At 66.2% G+C, this 16,384-nt stretch carries 14 protein-coding genes; 10 read left to right on the forward strand and 4 right to left on the reverse strand.

Features of this window, described 5'->3' with window-relative positions; genetic code table 11:
• The first annotated feature begins 25 nt into the window (after positions 1-25).
• The 6 genes from queA to fabV all read left to right on the forward strand — a co-directional run bounded on the left by queA (position 26) and on the right by fabV (position 7,783).
• Complete coding sequence (gene queA, locus N5D20_RS10855) at positions 26-1,093, forward strand: tRNA preQ1(34) S-adenosylmethionine ribosyltransferase-isomerase QueA (protein WP_191863891.1); 1,068 nt, start codon at positions 26-28, stop codon at positions 1,091-1,093.
• A 177-nt stretch (positions 1,094-1,270) separates the two neighbouring features.
• The gene (gene tgt, locus N5D20_RS10860) at positions 1,271-2,401 is read left to right on the forward strand and encodes a tRNA guanosine(34) transglycosylase Tgt (protein ID WP_029379947.1); all 1,131 of its coding nucleotides are present in this window, start codon (positions 1,271-1,273) and stop codon (positions 2,399-2,401) included.
• A gap of 134 nt (positions 2,402-2,535) precedes the next feature.
• Positions 2,536-2,880, forward strand: coding sequence for a preprotein translocase subunit YajC (gene yajC, locus N5D20_RS10865; RefSeq protein ID WP_005409257.1), 345 nt, complete (start codon positions 2,536-2,538; stop codon positions 2,878-2,880).
• Between the two features lie 61 nt (positions 2,881-2,941).
• The gene (gene secD / locus N5D20_RS10870; protein ID WP_010484504.1) at positions 2,942-4,798 is read left to right on the forward strand and encodes a protein translocase subunit SecD; all 1,857 of its coding nucleotides are present in this window, start codon (positions 2,942-2,944) and stop codon (positions 4,796-4,798) included.
• 16 nt (positions 4,799-4,814) lie between these two features.
• Entirely contained in the window at positions 4,815-5,795 is a 981-nt protein-coding gene (gene secF / locus N5D20_RS10875) for a protein translocase subunit SecF (protein WP_071305791.1), read from the forward strand.
• 728 nt (positions 5,796-6,523) lie between these two features.
• The gene (gene fabV / locus N5D20_RS10880) at positions 6,524-7,783 is read left to right on the forward strand and encodes an enoyl-ACP reductase FabV (RefSeq protein ID WP_197579998.1); all 1,260 of its coding nucleotides are present in this window, start codon (positions 6,524-6,526) and stop codon (positions 7,781-7,783) included.
• A gap of 114 nt (positions 7,784-7,897) precedes the next feature.
• Here fabV and N5D20_RS10885 read toward each other — a convergent pair whose 3' ends face one another.
• The 3 genes from N5D20_RS10885 to N5D20_RS10895 all read right to left on the reverse strand — a co-directional run bounded on the left by N5D20_RS10885 (position 7,898) and on the right by N5D20_RS10895 (position 11,788).
• On the reverse strand, positions 7,898-9,967 hold the full coding sequence (locus N5D20_RS10885; RefSeq protein ID WP_054171518.1) for an EAL domain-containing protein: 2,070 nt from the start codon (positions 9,965-9,967) through the stop codon (positions 7,898-7,900).
• 91 nt (positions 9,968-10,058) lie between these two features.
• Positions 10,059-11,243: an NAD(P)/FAD-dependent oxidoreductase gene (locus tag N5D20_RS10890; protein WP_197580000.1), complete on the reverse strand. Its 1,185-nt coding sequence runs from the start codon at positions 11,241-11,243 to the stop codon at positions 10,059-10,061.
• Entirely contained in the window at positions 11,240-11,788 is a 549-nt protein-coding gene (locus tag N5D20_RS10895; RefSeq protein WP_043403207.1) for a YaeQ family protein, read from the reverse strand. Before N5D20_RS10895 ends, N5D20_RS10890 begins: the two co-directional genes overlap by 4 nt.
• Before the next feature lie 124 nt (positions 11,789-11,912).
• Between N5D20_RS10895 and N5D20_RS10900 the strand changes: the two genes are divergently transcribed.
• On the forward strand, positions 11,913-12,791 hold the full coding sequence (locus N5D20_RS10900) for a pseudouridine synthase (RefSeq protein ID WP_197580001.1): 879 nt from the start codon (positions 11,913-11,915) through the stop codon (positions 12,789-12,791).
• A 6-nt stretch (positions 12,792-12,797) separates the two neighbouring features.
• Here the strand turns inward: N5D20_RS10900 and N5D20_RS10905 are convergent, their stop codons facing one another.
• Positions 12,798-13,286, reverse strand: coding sequence for a YaiI/YqxD family protein (locus N5D20_RS10905; protein WP_010484520.1), 489 nt, complete (start codon positions 13,284-13,286; stop codon positions 12,798-12,800).
• Positions 13,287-13,588: 302 nt separating this feature from the next.
• Between N5D20_RS10905 and N5D20_RS10910 the strand changes: the two genes are divergently transcribed.
• The 3 genes from N5D20_RS10910 to N5D20_RS10920 all read left to right on the forward strand — a co-directional run bounded on the left by N5D20_RS10910 (position 13,589) and on the right by N5D20_RS10920 (position 16,271).
• The gene (locus N5D20_RS10910; RefSeq protein WP_004153307.1) at positions 13,589-13,798 is read left to right on the forward strand and encodes a cold-shock protein; all 210 of its coding nucleotides are present in this window, start codon (positions 13,589-13,591) and stop codon (positions 13,796-13,798) included.
• 185 nt (positions 13,799-13,983) lie between these two features.
• On the forward strand, positions 13,984-14,673 hold the full coding sequence (locus N5D20_RS10915) for a glutathione S-transferase (protein WP_049437247.1): 690 nt from the start codon (positions 13,984-13,986) through the stop codon (positions 14,671-14,673).
• 32 nt (positions 14,674-14,705) lie between these two features.
• The gene (locus tag N5D20_RS10920; protein ID WP_197580003.1) at positions 14,706-16,271 is read left to right on the forward strand and encodes a protein adenylyltransferase SelO; all 1,566 of its coding nucleotides are present in this window, start codon (positions 14,706-14,708) and stop codon (positions 16,269-16,271) included.
• Positions 16,272-16,384: the final 113 nt, after the last annotated feature.

Genomic DNA, 16,384 nt, shown 5'->3' on the forward strand with positions numbered 1-16,384 from the left:
CCGGCTCGCAGACGCTGGACGTACAATGCGCGCCATTGTCGACCTGTTGCCGCCCACTGCCTTGAAGAAGTCCGATTTCCACTACGACCTGCCGGCTGAACTGATCGCGCAGGCGCCCCTGGCCGAACGTTCCGCAAGCCGCCTGCTGCTGGTGCCGCCGGCGCCCGATGGCTTCACCGATCTGCAGGTGCGTGACCTGCCATCCCTGTTGCAGCCGGGGGATCTGCTGGTGTTCAACGACACCCGGGTGATCCCGGCGCGCCTGTTCGGGCAGAAGGCCAGCGGTGGCCGCGTAGAGATCCTGATCGAACGCCTGCTCGGCGGCCAGCAGGCCCGTGCCCAGGTCGGCGCCAGCAAGTCGCCAAAGGCCGGCAGCCGCATCGCGCTGGATGCAGGTGGCGAAGCCGAGGTGCTGGGCCGCGATGGCGAGTTCTACGTGCTGCAGTTCCATGTGCCCGAGTCGCTGGAGCAGTGGCTGCTGCACGCCGGCCGCCTGCCGCTGCCGCCCTACATCCAGCGCGAGCCGGGCGTGGATGACCGTGAGCGCTACCAGACCGTGTTCGCGCGCGAAGTGGGCGCGGTGGCGGCACCGACCGCTGGCCTGCATTTCGACGAGCCGCTGCTGGCAGCGCTGAAGGCCAAGGGCGTGGAGTTCGGCCACGTCACCCTGCATGTCGGCGCGGGCACCTTCCAGCCGGTGCGCGCCGATGACCTGAAGGATCACGTGATGCACCGCGAGTGGCTGAACGTCGGCGCTGAGCTGGTGCAGCAGGTACGGCGCACGCGCGCGGCCGGCGGCCGGGTGATCGGCGTTGGCACCACGGTGGTACGCGCGCTGGAGAGCGCGATGCGCGATGGCGAGCTGCTGCCGTTCGCCGGTGAAACGCAGATCTTCATCACCCCGGGCTACCGCATCCGCAGCGTCGACGCGATGGTGACCAACTTCCACCTGCCGGAAAGCACGCTGCTGATGATGATCTCCGCGTTCGCCGGCAAGGAAAGGGTGTTCGAGGCGTACCAGCACGCGATCGAGCAGCGCTACCGCTTCTTCAGCTACGGCGATGCGATGCTGCTGTTCCCGCAGGCGGGGTAGGGCGCTGACCTCTGCCTGCTTGTGGTGGGTGCGCACCGTTGGTGCGCACTTGCAGGTGCCTGGAGACCAGGAAAGCCACGCATGGCGTGGCTCTACTGCCGTGCCGTTCAGGCCTGAATGGGCGGTCGAGCCGGTTTTGGGAGACAATGAGCGACTATTTGCCTGAATGACCGCTCCATGTCCCGATTGCAGTTCCAGCTCCAGACCCGCGACGGCCGTGCCCGCCGTGGCCGCCTGACCTTCCCGCGTGGCACGGTGGAAACGCCGGCTTTCATGCCGGTGGGGACCTATGGCTCGGTCAAGGGCATCCTGCCGGACCAGGTGCGCGCGCTGGGCGCCGAGATCATCCTCGGCAACACCTTCCACCTGTACCTGCGCCCGGGCCTGGACATCATCGCCGACCACGGCGGCCTGCACGGCTTCTGCCGCTGGGATGGCCCGATCCTGACCGACTCCGGTGGCTTCCAGGTGTTCTCGCTGGCCCACCGGCGCAAGATCACCGAGCAGGGCGTGACCTTCGCCTCGCCCACCGACGGCGCTCGCGTGTTCCTGGGCCCGGAAGAGAGCATGAAGATCCAGAAGGTGCTCGATTCGGACGTGGTGATGATCTTCGACGAGTGCACCCCGTACCCGGCCACCGAGGATGTGGCGCGCCGCTCGATGGAACTGAGCCTGCGCTGGGCCCAGCGCAGTCGCAACGCGCATGACGAGCTCGGCAACGACGCGGCCCTGTTCGGCATCGTCCAGGGCGGCGTGCACACCGACCTGCGCAGCCGCTCGGCCGAGGCCCTGCAGGCGATCGGCTTCGACGGTTACGCCATCGGCGGCCTCGCCGTGGGCGAGCCGGAGCACGAGCGCAATGCCATGCTCGACCACCTGGACCCGGAGCTGCCGGGTGACCGCCCGCGCTACCTGATGGGCGTGGGCCGGCCGGAAGACCTGGTCGAGGGTGTCGCACGTGGCGTGGACATGTTCGATTGCGTGATGCCCACCCGCAACGCGCGCAACGGCCACTATTTCACCTCGTTCGGCACCGTCCGCATCCGCAACTCGCAGTACGCGCGCGACATGGATCCGATCGAGCCCGGCTGCGGCTGCGTGGCCTGCACCGGTGGCTACACCCGTTCCTACCTCCGCCACCTGGACCGCTGCAACGAGATGCTGGCGCCGATGCTGGGTACCCTGCACAACCTGTTCTATTACGAAAAGCTGATGGCCGACATCCGTGCGGCCATCGAAGCGGGAACCTTCCTGGCCTTCCGTGAGTCTTTCTACGCGGCACGCGGGGCGGTCGCGCCGCCCCTGTAAACCGAGTACCCCCTGCCAAACGGCCCAAGGACGAACGCCCGGGGCCGTGGCATACTTCAAGGCTGACCCAGATCCGCGGTCGACACCCCGTGCCCGTGAAAGGGCCGGAGCGCCGCCCAACCAAAGGACCAACGATGAACCTGCTTGCTTTCCTGATTCCCGCCGCCCACGCCCAGGCCGCCGGCGGCCAACCGCAGGGCATGGGCCTGACCACGCTGCTGTTCCCGGTCATCCTGATCGCCATCATGTACTTCCTGATGATCCGCCCGCAGATGAAGCGGCAGAAGGAGCACAAGGCCATGCTGGAGAAGATCAAGCGTGGCGATGAAGTGCTGACCAATGGCGGCATCGCCGGCATCGTCACCGACATCGGCGACAACTTCATCACCATCGAAGTGGCTGACAACGTGCGCATCCGCGTGCAGAAGGGCGCTGTCGGCAACGTGCTGCCGGCCGGTACCCTGAAGTCGGCCCAGTAAGCCACTCCCTTTCCGATGCACAACCGCGGCGCCGGGGATGGCGCCGCGCGGGACCCAAGCAATGCTCGAATTTCCACGCTGGAAGTACGTCGTCATCCTGATCGTACTGGCGCTCAGCGCGCTGTACGCGCTGCCCAACATCTACCAGAAGGACCCGGCCGTCCAGATCACCGCCAACCGTGGCGGACAGGTCGACGACGCGCTGCGTGACCGTGTGCTGGCCGACCTGAAAAAGGCCGGTGTGGACGCCCTCGGTGCCGAGAAGGAAGGGGAGAGCCTGATCGTCCGCCTGCCGGACCTGAAGGCGCAGTCCGCTGCCAGCGACGCCCTGCGTGACACCGTCGGCGAGAAGTACACCGTGGCCCTGAACCTGGCCTCGACCGTGCCGGACTGGCTGGCCAACCTCGGCGGTCGCCCGATGGTGCTGGGCCTGGACCTGCAGGGCGGCGTGCACTTCGTGCTGCAGGTCGACCAGAAGGCCGCGCTCGACAAGCGCCTGGATGCCTACACCGAAGACGTGCGCAGCACCCTGCGCGACGCCCGCATTCCGTACCAGTCGGTGGAACGCCGTGCTGACAACAGTATCGTGGCCAACCTGAGCCCGTCCGCCGGTGACGACGCCGCGCAGCGTGCCCGCACTGCCCTGGTCAAGGCGCAGCCGACCCTCGGCTACGACGTCAGTGGCAATCGCATCACGGTGACCGTGCCGGAAACCGAGATCACCCAGATCGCCAACGGCGCCATCGAGCAGAACATCAACACCCTGCGTAACCGCGTGAACCAGCTGGGCGTGGCCGAGCCGATCATCCAGCGCCAGGGTGCCGACCGCGTGGTCGTGCAGCTGCCGGGCGTGCAGGACACGGCCGAAGCCAAGCGCATGATCGGCGCCACCGCTACCCTCGAGTACCGCGCGGTGGTTGACGGCAATGCACAGGACGCCATCAACTCCGGCCGCATTCCGCCGGAAGCGAAGGTCTACCAGCGTCGTGATGGCGGTGGTCCGGTCCTGCTGAACAAGCGCGTGATCGTCACCGGTGACCAGATGGTCGGCGCGCAGGCGGTGACTGATTCGAACAGCGGCTCTCCGGCGGTCAGCGTGACGCTGAACAATGTCGGCGGCCAGCGCATGTTCGACTTCACCAGCGCCAACGTGAACAAGCCGATGGCGGTGGTCTACACCGAGCGCGTGCCGACCGTGACCGTCGTCGACGGCCAGGAAGTGCGTGGCTTCAAGGTCAACGAGGAAGTGATCTCGGTGGCCAACATCAACGGCGTGTTCGGCAAGAACTTCCAGACCACCGGCCTGCAGAAGAAGGAAGCCGAGGACCTGGCCAAGCTGCTGAAGTCCGGCTCGCTGGCCGCGCCGATGGACTTCGTCGAAGAGCGCGTGGTCGGCCCGAGCCTGGGTGCCGAGAACGTCAAGAACGGTATGCGCGCGGTGGTGTTCGCATTCCTGTTCACCCTGGTGTTCTTCAGCGTCTACTACCGCATGTTCGGCGTGATCACCTCGATCGCGATGCTGTTCAACCTGCTGATCGTGGTGGCGGTGATGTCGCTGTTCGGCGCGACCATGACCCTGCCGGGCTTCGCCGGCCTGGCGTTGTCGGTCGGCCTGTCGGTGGACGCCAACGTGCTGATCAACGAGCGTATCCGTGAAGAGCTGCGTGCCGGCGTGCCGGGCAAGACCGCGATCGTGACCGGTTACGAGCGTGCCTCGGGCACCATCCTCGACGCCAACCTGACCGGCCTGATCGTCGGCGTGGCGCTGTTCGCATTCGGTACCGGTCCGCTGAAGGGCTTCGCGCTGACCATGATCATCGGTATTTTCGCCTCCATGTTCACTGCGATCACCGTGTCGCGTGCGCTGGCGACGCTGATCTACGGCCGTCGCAAGAAGCTCCAGAACGTGGCCATCTGACGGGACGACACGCACAATGAAACTGTTTCCGCTGCACATCCTCCCGAACGACACCAAGATCGACTTCATGCGCTGGCGCCATGTCGCCATGGCGGTCACCATCGTGGTGTTCTTGGCCTCGATCAGCATCATCGCGTTCAAGGGCTTCAACTACGCGCTGGACTTCACTGGCGGTACGCTTATCGAAGCCCGCTTCGATAAGCCGGTGGACGTCGAGCAGGTTCGTACCAAGCTTGAGCAGAATGGCTTCGATGGCGCCCAGGTGCAGAGTGTCGGTGGCAACACCGACCTGCTGATCCGCCTGGCGCCGCACGGCGAGCATGCTCCGGGCACGGGTGCTGCCGCCACCGAAGACAAGGCTACCGCTGCCGCTGTAGTGAAGGCACTGTCCACGGCTGACAACCAGGCCACCGTGCTGCGCAACGAGTTCGTCGGCCCGCAGATCGGCAAGGACCTGGCGATGAATGGCCTGTACGCCACCATCTTCATGCTGGCCGGCTTCCTGATCTACATCGCCGTGCGCTTCGAATGGAAGTTCGCGGTCACCGCCAGCATCGTGGCGATGTTCGACCTGATCGTGACGGTGGCTTACGTGTCCCTGCTGGGCCGTGAGTTCGACCTGACCGTGCTGGCCGGCCTGCTGTCGGTGATGGGCTTTGCGATCAACGACATCATCGTGGTCTTCGACCGCGTCCGCGAGAACTTCCGCAGCCTGCGCGTGGACTCGATGGAAGTGTTGAACCGTTCGATCAACCAGACGCTGTCGCGTACGGTGATCACCGCGGTGATGTTCTTCCTGTCGGCGCTGGCCCTGTACATGTACGGCGGCAGCTCGATGGAAGGCCTGGCCGAGACGCACATGATCGGTGCGGTGATCGTGGTGCTGTCCTCGATCCTGGTGGCGGTGCCGATGCTGACGATCGGTTTCCTGCGCGTCAGCAAGCAGGACCTGCTGCCGAAGGCGAAGGACGTCGAGGCCCTGGCCCGTCGCCCGTAAGCATCCGCTGCACGCAGCACACAGAGAACCCCGCGCAAGCGGGGTTTTTTGTTGGCCGGGCTGGTACGCGTCATCGCATGCGCGCTGTCGCTCCCACGCTTCGCTGCGCGAACCGTGGGCCTCACTTACCAGCTCCCAGACCCCCGCCGCTTCGCGGCCGCCCCCTGACTCAGGGGGCTCTGCCCCAGACCGGTTCCGAGCGGCTGTTGGTGGGTGCCGACCGTTGGTCGGCACATCTGTCAGATATCGAATGAATCATCCACGCATGGCGTGGATCTACTGGGGCGCGCGGCTGTTGGTAGGTGTCGACCTTGGTCGACACGATTTTTCTGTCGGATATCGATATCCGAGCCCGTGCCGACCAACGGTCGACACCCACCAGAGCAGAAAGCCGTCCTGGCAGATCGCGGAAAACTGTCGAAGGCGGGGTGGGTCCGGTTGCGGGGGTGTCCGCGGCATGGATGCCGCGGCCAAGCCCCCAAGGATGGGTTTACGGCGTCCCCCGCAACCGGACCCGCCCCGCCAACCCACAGGAACCCGGCTTCTGCCGTTGACGTTGCCTCTGCGGGTGCAGGGTGCAACCCTGCGCAAAAGAAACACCACCCTACGCCAGCGTCGGTTGTGCAATCTTCCCCCGCGCACTACGATCCTGCGGTTCGCGCGCGCAGGCGCGCACCCATATTCCTGCTGAGCGCCCCGCGCGCCGCATCTGCCAACCCGAGGTATCCATGGTCATCAAACCGCGCGTCCGCGGCTTCATCTGCGTCACCACCCACCCGACCGGCTGCGAAGCCGCGGTCAAGCAGCAGATCGACTACATCCGCGCGCGCCCGCCGATCCAGAACGGCCCCAAGCGCGTGCTGGTGATCGGCGCCTCCACCGGCTACGGCCTCGCTGCGCGCATCACCGCTGCCTTCGGCAGTGGCGCCGCGACCCTGGGCATCTTCTTCGAGCGCCCGGGCACCGAATCCAAGCCGGGCACGGCGGGCTGGTACAACTCGGCCGCGTTCCACAAGTACGCCGACGAAGCCGGCCTGTACGCCAAGAGCATCAACGGCGATGCCTTCTCCGATGAAGTGAAGGCCAGGACCATCGAAATGATCAAGGCCGATCTCGGCCAGGTCGATCAGGTCGTCTACAGCCTGGCGGCGCCGCGCCGCAAGCACCCCAAGACCGGTGAAATCATCAGCTCCACGCTGAAACCGATCGGCGAGCCGATCACGCTGCGTGGCCTGGATACCGACAAGGAAGTGCTGACCGAGACCCATCTGCAGCCGGCCACCCCGGAAGAAATCGCCGGTACCGTCGCGGTGATGGGCGGTGAGGACTGGCAGATGTGGATCGACGCGCTGGCCGATGCCGGCGTGCTGGCCAACGGCTGCACCACCACCGCCTTCACCTACGTGGGCGAAGAAATCACCCAGGCGATCTACTGGAACGGTTCCATCGGTGCCGCCAAGAAGGACCTGGACACCAAGGTGCTGGGCCTGCGCGAAAAGCTGGCGAAAATCGGCGGCGACGCGCGAGTCTCGGTGTTGAAGGCGGTGGTCACCCAGGCCAGCTCGGCCATTCCGACCATGCCGCTGTACCTGTCGCTGCTGTTCAAGGTGATGAAGGAAAAGGGCACGCACGAAGGCTGCATCGAGCAGTTGGATGTGCTGTACGACATCCTCTACGGCGGCAAGGCCGACGGCGTGGCGATCGATCGCCTGCGTCACGACCTGGTCGATGGCGAGGGCCATACCGTCGCGCTGGTCGATGAGGAAGGCCGCCTGCGTGCCGACTACAAGGAAATGGCGGCGGACGTGCAGGGCAAGGTGGTCGCACTGTGGCCGCAGGTCACCAACGAGAACCTGTACGAGATCAGCGATCTGGCCGGTTACAAGGCCGACTTCCTGCGCTTGTTCGGCTTTGGCGTGGAGGGCGTCGACTACGAGGCCGACGTCAACCCGGACGTGAAGATCGACAATCTGGTCGACATGACCTGATCAACGAAAAGGCCGGCGAAAGCCGGCCTTCTCGTTTGTGTAGAGCCGAGCCATGCTCGGCTGCTCTTCGCTTGAGTCCCGCAGCCGAGCATGGCCCGGCTCTACAGAGAGGCGTCAACCAAACTCGAAGCCCATCTCCGGCAACGCCGGGCCAACGAAGTCGCCCTGCACGTAATCCACGCCGGCACTGAACAGCAGGGTCATCGAGTTGGCATCGCTGACGAACTCGGCGATGGTGCGGATGCCGGCCTCCTGCGCGCGAGCGGTGATCTGGCTGATGCGGTCGATGTTCTCGCGGGTGGCGGCCAGATCGCTGGTGAAGCCGCGGTCCAGCTTGAGGAACTGCGGCTGGAAGTGGGCCAGCAGCTGGAACGAATCCAGCCCCGATCCGAACTGCTCCAGGCCGATGCGGCAGCCCAGCGGCGCCACTTCGGCAAGGAACTGCTGCGCACTGCGCAGATGGGTGAACACCTTCGCTTCCGGCGCATGCAGCCACAGCCGTTCGCCGGGCACGCCCTGTGCCTGCAGTTCCCGGCGCAGGGTGGCGATCATCTGCGGGTCGTCGAACGACTCTGGCGTCACCTTCACCAGCATCTGCGTGGCATGGCCTTCGCGTGCACGTTGGCCCAGCACAGCGATCGCCCGTGACACCACCCAGCGGTTGATGTCGGCCAGCAGGCCGTGTTCCTCCGCGATGCCCAGGAACGCAGTCGGGCTCAGCAGTTCACCATTGTGCTCAAGGCGCAGGTAGGCCTCATACAGCTCCAGCGACTCACCCTGCAGGTTCAGCACCGGCTGGTAGTGCAGCTGGAAGCCGTCACCGGCCAGCGCTTCACGGATTCGGGCGACCCAGCGCAGCACGCGTTCTTCCTCGACGCGGTCGGCAGCGGCCGGGTCGAAGATGCGGCAGGTGTTACCCAGTTCGGCGGCGGCCTGCGTGCATTCGCTGGCGCGTGCCAGCACCTGGCCGATGCTGGCGATCTTCTCGCCCACCTGCACGCCACCGATGCTGACCGTTACCGTGGCCGAACGCGCGCCGATGCTGAAGACGTGTGCGGCGTAGGCTTCGCGGATGCGCTCGGCCAGTGCCACGGTCTGCGCGTAGGGCCCGGCCTGCAGCACGGCGAAATTGTGTTCGCCGAAACGGGCCAGCTGCGCGTCCTCGCCAACCACCTCGGCCAGCAGGGCGGCGAGGGCGCCGATCAGGATGTCGGCCGAGGCCAGGCCGATATCCGGCAGCAGGCGCGCGTAGTGGTCCGGCTCGATCAGCAGCAGGCCGAACTGGCCTTCGCTGCGCCCTGCCTGGGCCACCGCGCTTTCCAGCTGCAGCATGAAGGTCGGTCGGTTGAGCAGGCCGGTGACCTGGTCGCGCTGGCGCAGGTCCTCGACCTCGCGCGCCAGTTCCGGATCGAATTCCATGCGGCGGCGGAGTACCACCTGCAGGCAGGATTCGCCCTCGTAGGTGGCGGGGGTGAATTCCATCGTTGCCGGGAACGCGCTGCCATCCTCGTGGCGCGCGTCGAGCTGGTACTGCGGCGGCGGCGCCTCGCCACGGCTGAGGCCCTTCAGCAGCTGCTTGAAGCCTTCCACATGCTGGGCGGCGACCATGTCCAGCAGCGAGATGCCTTCGATGTCGTCGAAATGCTCGTAGCCGAACATCTCCAGGTAGGCGTCGTTGGCGCGGATGTGCATGCCCTCATGCACGTAGGCGATGGGGTCGCGGGAGGAGGCGATCAGGGCATCGCAGCGGCGCTCGGTCTCGCGCATCTGCGCCTCGATGCGGCGCAGGCCGCGACGCGCCTGCAGGTCCACCCATTGGTCGCGGACGACGGCGAGCAGGTGCTCGGAACGCTGGCGCAGGGCGAGGGCACGGATGCCGTGGCTGCTGGCCTGCACCAGTTCGTCTTCGTCGATGCGCTCGGCCAGCAGCACCAGCGGAATGTCCTTGCCGCTGGCAGCAATATGCTGGGCCACCAGTGGCAGCGGGATGCCCTGGGAGGGCGAAGCCAGCACCAGGTCGATGGCTTGGCTGGCCAGGACCTGGGCCAGCTCGGCTGCATCCTGAGGGCGCCATGGGCGTACTGCGATGCCGCTGTTGCGCAGCGTGCTGACGATGGCTTCGGCATTTTCGCCGCTGTCATCGACGATCAGCAGGCGGATGGTGATGTCGTTCGCGTTCTGCATGCACTGCTCCCCAATCTGCAAATCTAGATACACGATGCGCGCCGAACCGTCCATGCGCGCGCCCCTTGCACGCATCGAACGGCGATGTGGTTCACACCACGCCACCGGCCGCGTGGCCGCTGGCCCAGGCCCACTGGAAGTTGTAGCCGCCCAGCCAGCCGGTCACATCCAGCACCTCGCCGACGAAATGCAGGCCGGGTACGCGCTTGGATTCCATCGTCGAAGACGAGACCTCGGCGGTGTCCACGCCGCCGAGCGTGACTTCAGCGGTTCGGTAGCCCTCGGTGCCACTGGCCACCAGCGGGAACGCGCCCAGCAGCTGCGCGGCCTGGCGCAGCACCGGCTCGTCCAGCTGGCGCACGGGCCGGTCGGGCAGCCAGTGTTCGCACAGCCGCTGTGCCAGCCGCTTCGGCAGTACTTCGCCCAGCACCGTGCGCAGTTCGGCGGCGGGTCGTTCGCGCTTCATCTGGCGCAACCACTCGCCGGCATCCTGGCCGGGCAGCAGGTCCAGCTCCAGCGCATCGCCGGGTTGCCAGAACGAGGAGATCTGCAGGATCGCCGGGCCACTCACGCCACGGTGGGTCAGCAGCATGAAGTTCTGGAAGCTCCTGCCGTTGCAGCGCGCCTCGATCGGCAGGGCGACACCACTCAGATCGGCCAGCCGTTCCTGGTGCTTGCCGCTGAGTGTCAGCGGCACCAGCCCGGCGCGGGTCGGCAGCACCTGGTGGCCGAACTGTCGGGCCACTTCATAACCAAAGCCGGTGGCACCCATGCTGGGAATGGACAGACCGCCGGTGGCAACCACCAGCGAGGCGCAATGGAACAGGCCATGGGTGGTATGCACGCGGAAGCCATCGCTGCCGTGCTCGATGCGCTGCACGCTGCACTCGGTGCGCACCTGCACGTCGGCCGCCTGGCATTCATCCACCAGCATCTTCACGATCTGCTTGGACGAGACATCGCAGAACAGCTGGCCCAGCTCTTTTTCGTGATACGCGATGCCGTGCTTGTGCACCAGCTCGATGAAGTGCCAGGGCGTGTAGCGCGCCAGCGCCGATTTGCAGAAGTGCGGGTTGGCCGACAGGAAGTTGGCCGGAGTGGTACCGGTGTTGGTGAAGTTGCAGCGACCACCGCCGGACATCAGGATTTTCTTGCCGACCTTGTTGGCATGGTCAATCACCTGCACCTGGCGGCCGCGCTGGCCAGCCGTGATTGCGGTCATCAGCCCGGCCGCGCCGGCGCCGATGACCACCACATCGCAACGGATGGTGCTCATGCCTTGGCGCGCTTGCGCCAGTTCGGGATCACGTCGAGCTGGATCTGGTCGTTGAGCAGCTGCACTTCGCCGTCCTGGATCAGCACGCTCCAGCGCATGGCGCGCTGGATCTGCTGGCCCCACAGTTCGACGAAGGCACCATCGAGGTCGACCACCGAAAGGTTGTCGAAGCGCGCCAGGCCCTTGCTCTGCTTGCTCCACCAGATGTCCGAAGCGTTGCCGCCGTAGTTCACCACCTGCACCTGGCGGCTGCGGTTGCTGGCCTTGCGGATGCGCGATTCGTCCGGATGACCCAGGTCGATCCACTGCAGGATGTCGCCGGTGTAGTCGTGTTCCCACAGGTCCGGCTCGTCATCGGTACTCAGGCCACGGCCGAATTCCAGGCGGTCGCCGGCGTTCAGCGCGAAGGCGAGCAGGCGCACCATCAGGCGATCGTCGGTCTCGGACGGGTGCTGGGCCAGAGTCAGGTTGTGGGTCACGTAGTAGCCGCGATCCATGTCGCTGATCTGCAGTTCGGCCTTGCGGATGGTGGCGGTGAGAGCCATGGGGGGTCCGTGGACTAAAGACGACAATGATAGAGGTTTGCTCCAGAGGTGTCCGTTGCCGGTCTGTCTGCGCAGCGTCAACGGTGGCACTCTTGCGCTCTTTCCTGCCGCAGGAGTGCCACCGATGATCCTGCCCAGCCGCCTGCAGCTGCCGCCCGGCCACTGGCGCAGCCTGCTCGATGGCCTGTGTGCGCGCTTCCCGCGCATCGACCGCGCGCAATGGCAGGACCGCTTCGCCCGGGGCCGTGTGCAGGATGCGCAGGGCAGGGCACTGGCGCCGGACATGCCCTGGCAGGTGGGGCTGGAGATCCAGTACTTCCGCGAGGTGGCCGACGAGCCGGTGATTCCCTTCGCCGAGACCATCCTGCACCTGGATGAGCACCTTCTGGTCGCCGACAAGCCGCACTTCCTGCCAGTGACGCCGGCCGGCAGCTACGTGCGCGAAACCCTGCTGGCGCGCCTGATCGCACGCACCGGCAACACCGAACTGGCGCCGTTGCACCGCTTGGACCGGCTGACCGCCGGCCTGGTGCTGTTCTCGACCCAGGCAGCCACGCGTGATGCCTATCAACGGCTGTTCCGCGAACGGCGCATCGAGAAGACCTATGAGGCGCTGGCACCGGCGCTGCCCGGGCTGGCGTTTCCGTTGCAGCGGGACAGCCGCCTGGTGCCGGGGGAGCCATTCTTCCGCATGGCCGAAGTGCCGGGCGAGCCCAATGCGCGCAGCCGGATCGAGCTGATCGAGGTCGAAGGGCCGGTCTGGCGCTACCGGCTGCTGCCGGAAACCGGCCGCAAGCACCAGCTGCGCGTGCACATGGCGGCGCTGGGCGCGCCGATCGAGGGCGATGACCTGTATCCGCTGCTGAGGCCGCGCCCGGATGAAACGGTCGAGTCGCCCCTGCAGCTGCTGGCGCAGGGGCTGGCCTTCGATGACCCATTGAGCGGGGAGCCCCGGCGGTTCAGCAGCCGGCGCCGCCTGTGCCTGCCCGGCCAGGGCGGGTAGGGCCGTTCAGCGAACCGGGCGTCGGGCCAGCCAGCGGTCCAGCTCGGCAGCGAACAGCTGTCGGTCGCGCGGGCCCAGCGGCGGCGGGCCGCCGGTCTGCACCCCGGCGCCGCGCAGCTCTTCCATGAAATTGCGCATCGACAGCCGCTCGGCCATGTTGTTCGGGGTGTACAGCTGGCCGCGCGGGTTCAGCGCCACGGCCTTCTTCTCCAGCACCAGGGCGGCCAACGGAATGTCCTGGGTGACCACCAGGTCTCCGGCGGCGACCCGCTCGACGATGGCGCTGTCGGCGACGTCCAGGCCCTGCGGCACCTGGATCGAGCGCAGCCAGCGCGATGGCGGGGTGCGGATCCACTGGTTGGCGACCAGGGTCAGCTCGATCCCGACGCGTTCAGCGGCACGGAACAGGATGTCGCGAATGACGGTGGGGCAGGCATCCGCGTCCACCCAGATGCGAGGCAGGGCGGGTTCAGCTTGGGTTTCAGCTTCAGTCATTTACCCAGTGTAGGGTAGGAAAAACCTGAATGGGGACTCGGAGTTAGGCTTGATCGGCTGCCAAGCCTTGTCACGCCTAGCGGGCAGGGTTTGCCCATGAACGTCCGGGCTATCGCTTTTTGCAGAAAACACGCGTATCGTTCGACCCACTGTGTTTGCTAGGGTCACCGTGAATCGTGGCCTGGTGCAGTTGATCTCACGATCCGCTCATCGATCCGCTTTACCAACGCCTGCAACTCAGTCTCGGCCCCGATACCCGGTGGCTGCGATTTTTTTCAACATGTGTTTCAGGAGTTAGTCAAATGTCTGATCGTCAGACCGGCACCGTCAAGTGGTTCAACGACGCCAAGGGCTTCGGCTTCATCACCCCGGAAAGCGGCCCGGACCTGTTCGTGCACTTCCGTGCCATCCAGGGCACCGGCTTCAAGACCCTGCAGGAAGGCCAGAAGGTTACCTTCATCGCCGTCCAGGGCCAGAAGGGTATGCAGGCTGACCAGGTGCAGGCGGTCTAATCCGTCTGCTACCGTTTGGTAGCCAGAACGCCGGAAGCGAAAGCTTCCGGCGTTTTTTGTTGCCTGCGGTTCTGTAGCGTCGAGCCATGCTCGACTGCTTTCCAAAGACAGTCGAGCATGGTTCGACTCTACATGGGGCATGCACTGCGCGCGGTACGATGCGGGCCTCCCCAAGGATCATCCCCATGCGCATCGTCCATCACCTGGAAAACTCCCGTTCCCTGCGTGTGCTGTGGATGCTGGAGGAGCTGGGGCTGGACTACGAACTGCGCCGCTATCCGCGCGATCCGAAGACGCTGCTGGCGCCGCCGGAGCTGCGCAACGTGCATCCGCTGGGCAAGTCGCCGGTACTGCAGGATGGCGAGCTGGTACTGGCCGAGTCCGGTGCCATCCTCGACTACCTCGCGGATCGCTATGACACCCAACGCCAGCTGTCGCCGTCACCGATGCCGGCCGATGGCGCCGAGCGCATCGCCTACCGCTATTGGCTGCACTACGCCGAAGGCTCGGCGATGCCGCCGCTGCTGCTGACCCTGGTGATGGGCCGCATCCGCAACGCGCCGATGCCGTTCTTCGCCCGTCCGATCGCGCGCAGCATTGCCGACAAGGCCGAACGTGGCTTCATCGGCCCACAGCGGCGCCTGCACCTGGACTGGATGGAGCGCCGCCTGGCCGAAAGCCAGTGGTTCGCGGGTGAGCGGTTCAGCGCAGCCGACATCCAGATGAGCTTCCCGATCCAGGCTGCGGCCGCACGGGGTGGTGGCCTCGACGACAAGCCGGCACTGCGTGGCTTCCTCAAGCGTATCGGTGAGCGTCCAGCGTACCAGCGTGCCGAGGCCCACGGCGGTCACCTGCAGGCGCTCAGCGGCAATTGAGGAGGGCGGCCGTCGCCCCCATCTTCAGCACCATGGATACCGACAGCCCCCGTTTCGACAACCGCCTGCTGCATACCCTGCCGGGCGATCCCGAATCCGGCCCGCGCCGGCGCGAAGTGCTGGGCGCAGCTTGGTCGCCGGTGATGCCGACCCCGGTGACGGCGCCCACGCTGTTGGCCTGGGCACCGGACGTCGCCGCCATGCTTGGTTTCGATACCGCTGAGGTCGAGAGCGAAGGCTTCGCGCAGGTGTTTGGCGGCAATGCACTGTATGCCGGCATGCAGCCATGGGCCGCCAACTACGGCGGCCATCAGTTTGGCCACTGGGCCGGCCAGCTCGGCGACGGCCGTGCGATCTCGCTGGGCGAACTGGTCGCGCCGGATGGCCGCCACTGGGAGCTGCAGCTGAAAGGTGCTGGCCCGACGCCATACTCGCGCGGCGCCGATGGGCGCGCAGTGCTGCGCTCATCCATCCGCGAATTCCTGTGCAGCGAGGCGATGCACTACCTTGGCGTGCCGACCACGCGCGCGCTGTCGCTGGTCGGCACCGGCGAAGACGTGGTGCGCGACATGTTCTACGACGGCCATCCGCGTGCCGAGCCCGGCGCGATCGTATGCCGCGTGTCGCCGTCGTTCCTGCGCTTTGGTTCCTTCGAACTGCCGGCGTCGCGCGGGGAAACCGCCATGCTGCAGCAGCTGGTTGATGCCTGCATCGCGCGTGATTTCCCCGAACTGGAAGGGCAGGGCGAGGCGCTGTATGGCGACTGGTTCGCGCAGATCGCGGTGCGTACCGCCGAGATGATCGCGCACTGGATGCGCGTCGGCTTCGTGCATGGCGTGATGAACACCGACAACCTGTCCGTTCTTGGTCTCACGCTCGACTACGGTCCCTACGGCTGGGTCGAGGATTTCGATCCGGACTGGACGCCGAACACCACCGACGCGCAGGGTCGCCGCTACCGCTTCGGCACCCAGCCGCAGGTGGCGTACTGGAACCTGAGCCGATTGGCGCAGGCACTGTCGCCGTTGTTTGCCGATGTGGCACCGCTGCAGGCTGGATTGGCTGCATACCAGTCCACCTTCGTGGCCTGCACGCGCCGCGATGCCGCAGCCAAGCTCGGCCTGGCCGCCGCCGACGATGACGACCTGCAGCTCTACCTGCGCTGGCAGCAGCTGATGCAGGACGGCAGCATGGACATGACGCTGGCCTGGCGTGCGCTGATGCAGATCGATCCGGCGGCACCGGATGCGGCGCTGCTGGATGCGGTGTACTACGACGAGGCGCGCCAGCAGGCGGTGCAGGCGCCGTTGCAGCAGTGGCTGCAGGACTATGCGGCGCGGTTGCAGGCCGATCCGCTGCCGGCCAGCGAGCGCCTGGCGAAGATGACAGCGGCCAACCCGCTGTACGTGCTGCGCAACTGGCTGGCCCAGGAAGCCATCGATCGCGCGGAGCAGGGCGACCTCGGCGGTGTTCATGCGTTGCAGGACGTACTGCGCGATCCATACACCGAGCGTGCCGGCCTGGAACACTTTGCCGGCAAGCGCCCGGCGTGGGCAGACAATCGCGCCGGCTGCTCGATGCTGTCCTGCAGTTCCTGAGGGTAGGTTTCGGCAGGGCTGCGCCCTGCACCCGCAGAGGCAAGGGCCGAATCCAAAGCCAAAGCCAAAGCCAAAGCCAAAGCGGCTCTGGATTGTTGATGATCTGGCGGGGC

Origin of the sequence: Stenotrophomonas sp. GD03877, assembly GCF_029840555.1 — a bacterium.
Taxonomy (GTDB): domain Bacteria; phylum Pseudomonadota; class Gammaproteobacteria; order Xanthomonadales; family Xanthomonadaceae; genus Stenotrophomonas; species Stenotrophomonas geniculata.

Bases quoted from the DNA above. Each gene is read 5' to 3' on its own strand.
- queA (WP_191863891.1), top strand. From the start codon at position 26: ATGCGCGCCATTGTCGACCTGTTGCCGCCCACTGCCTTGAAGAAGTCC.
- tgt (WP_029379947.1), top strand. From the start codon at position 1,271: ATGTCCCGATTGCAGTTCCAGCTCCAGACCCGCGACGGCCGTGCCCGC.
- yajC (WP_005409257.1), top strand. From the start codon at position 2,536: ATGAACCTGCTTGCTTTCCTGATTCCCGCCGCCCACGCCCAGGCCGCC.
- secD (WP_010484504.1), top strand. From the start codon at position 2,942: ATGCTCGAATTTCCACGCTGGAAGTACGTCGTCATCCTGATCGTACTG.
- secF (WP_071305791.1), top strand. From the start codon at position 4,815: ATGAAACTGTTTCCGCTGCACATCCTCCCGAACGACACCAAGATCGAC.
- fabV (WP_197579998.1), top strand. From the start codon at position 6,524: ATGGTCATCAAACCGCGCGTCCGCGGCTTCATCTGCGTCACCACCCAC.
- N5D20_RS10885 (WP_054171518.1), bottom strand. From the start codon at position 9,967: ATGCAGAACGCGAACGACATCACCATCCGCCTGCTGATCGTCGATGAC.
- N5D20_RS10890 (WP_197580000.1), bottom strand. From the start codon at position 11,243: ATGAGCACCATCCGTTGCGATGTGGTGGTCATCGGCGCCGGCGCGGCC.
- N5D20_RS10895 (WP_043403207.1), bottom strand. From the start codon at position 11,788: ATGGCTCTCACCGCCACCATCCGCAAGGCCGAACTGCAGATCAGCGAC.
- N5D20_RS10900 (WP_197580001.1), top strand. From the start codon at position 11,913: ATGATCCTGCCCAGCCGCCTGCAGCTGCCGCCCGGCCACTGGCGCAGC.
- N5D20_RS10905 (WP_010484520.1), bottom strand. From the start codon at position 13,286: ATGACTGAAGCTGAAACCCAAGCTGAACCCGCCCTGCCTCGCATCTGG.
- N5D20_RS10910 (WP_004153307.1), top strand. From the start codon at position 13,589: ATGTCTGATCGTCAGACCGGCACCGTCAAGTGGTTCAACGACGCCAAG.
- N5D20_RS10915 (WP_049437247.1), top strand. From the start codon at position 13,984: ATGCGCATCGTCCATCACCTGGAAAACTCCCGTTCCCTGCGTGTGCTG.
- N5D20_RS10920 (WP_197580003.1), top strand. From the start codon at position 14,706: ATGGATACCGACAGCCCCCGTTTCGACAACCGCCTGCTGCATACCCTG.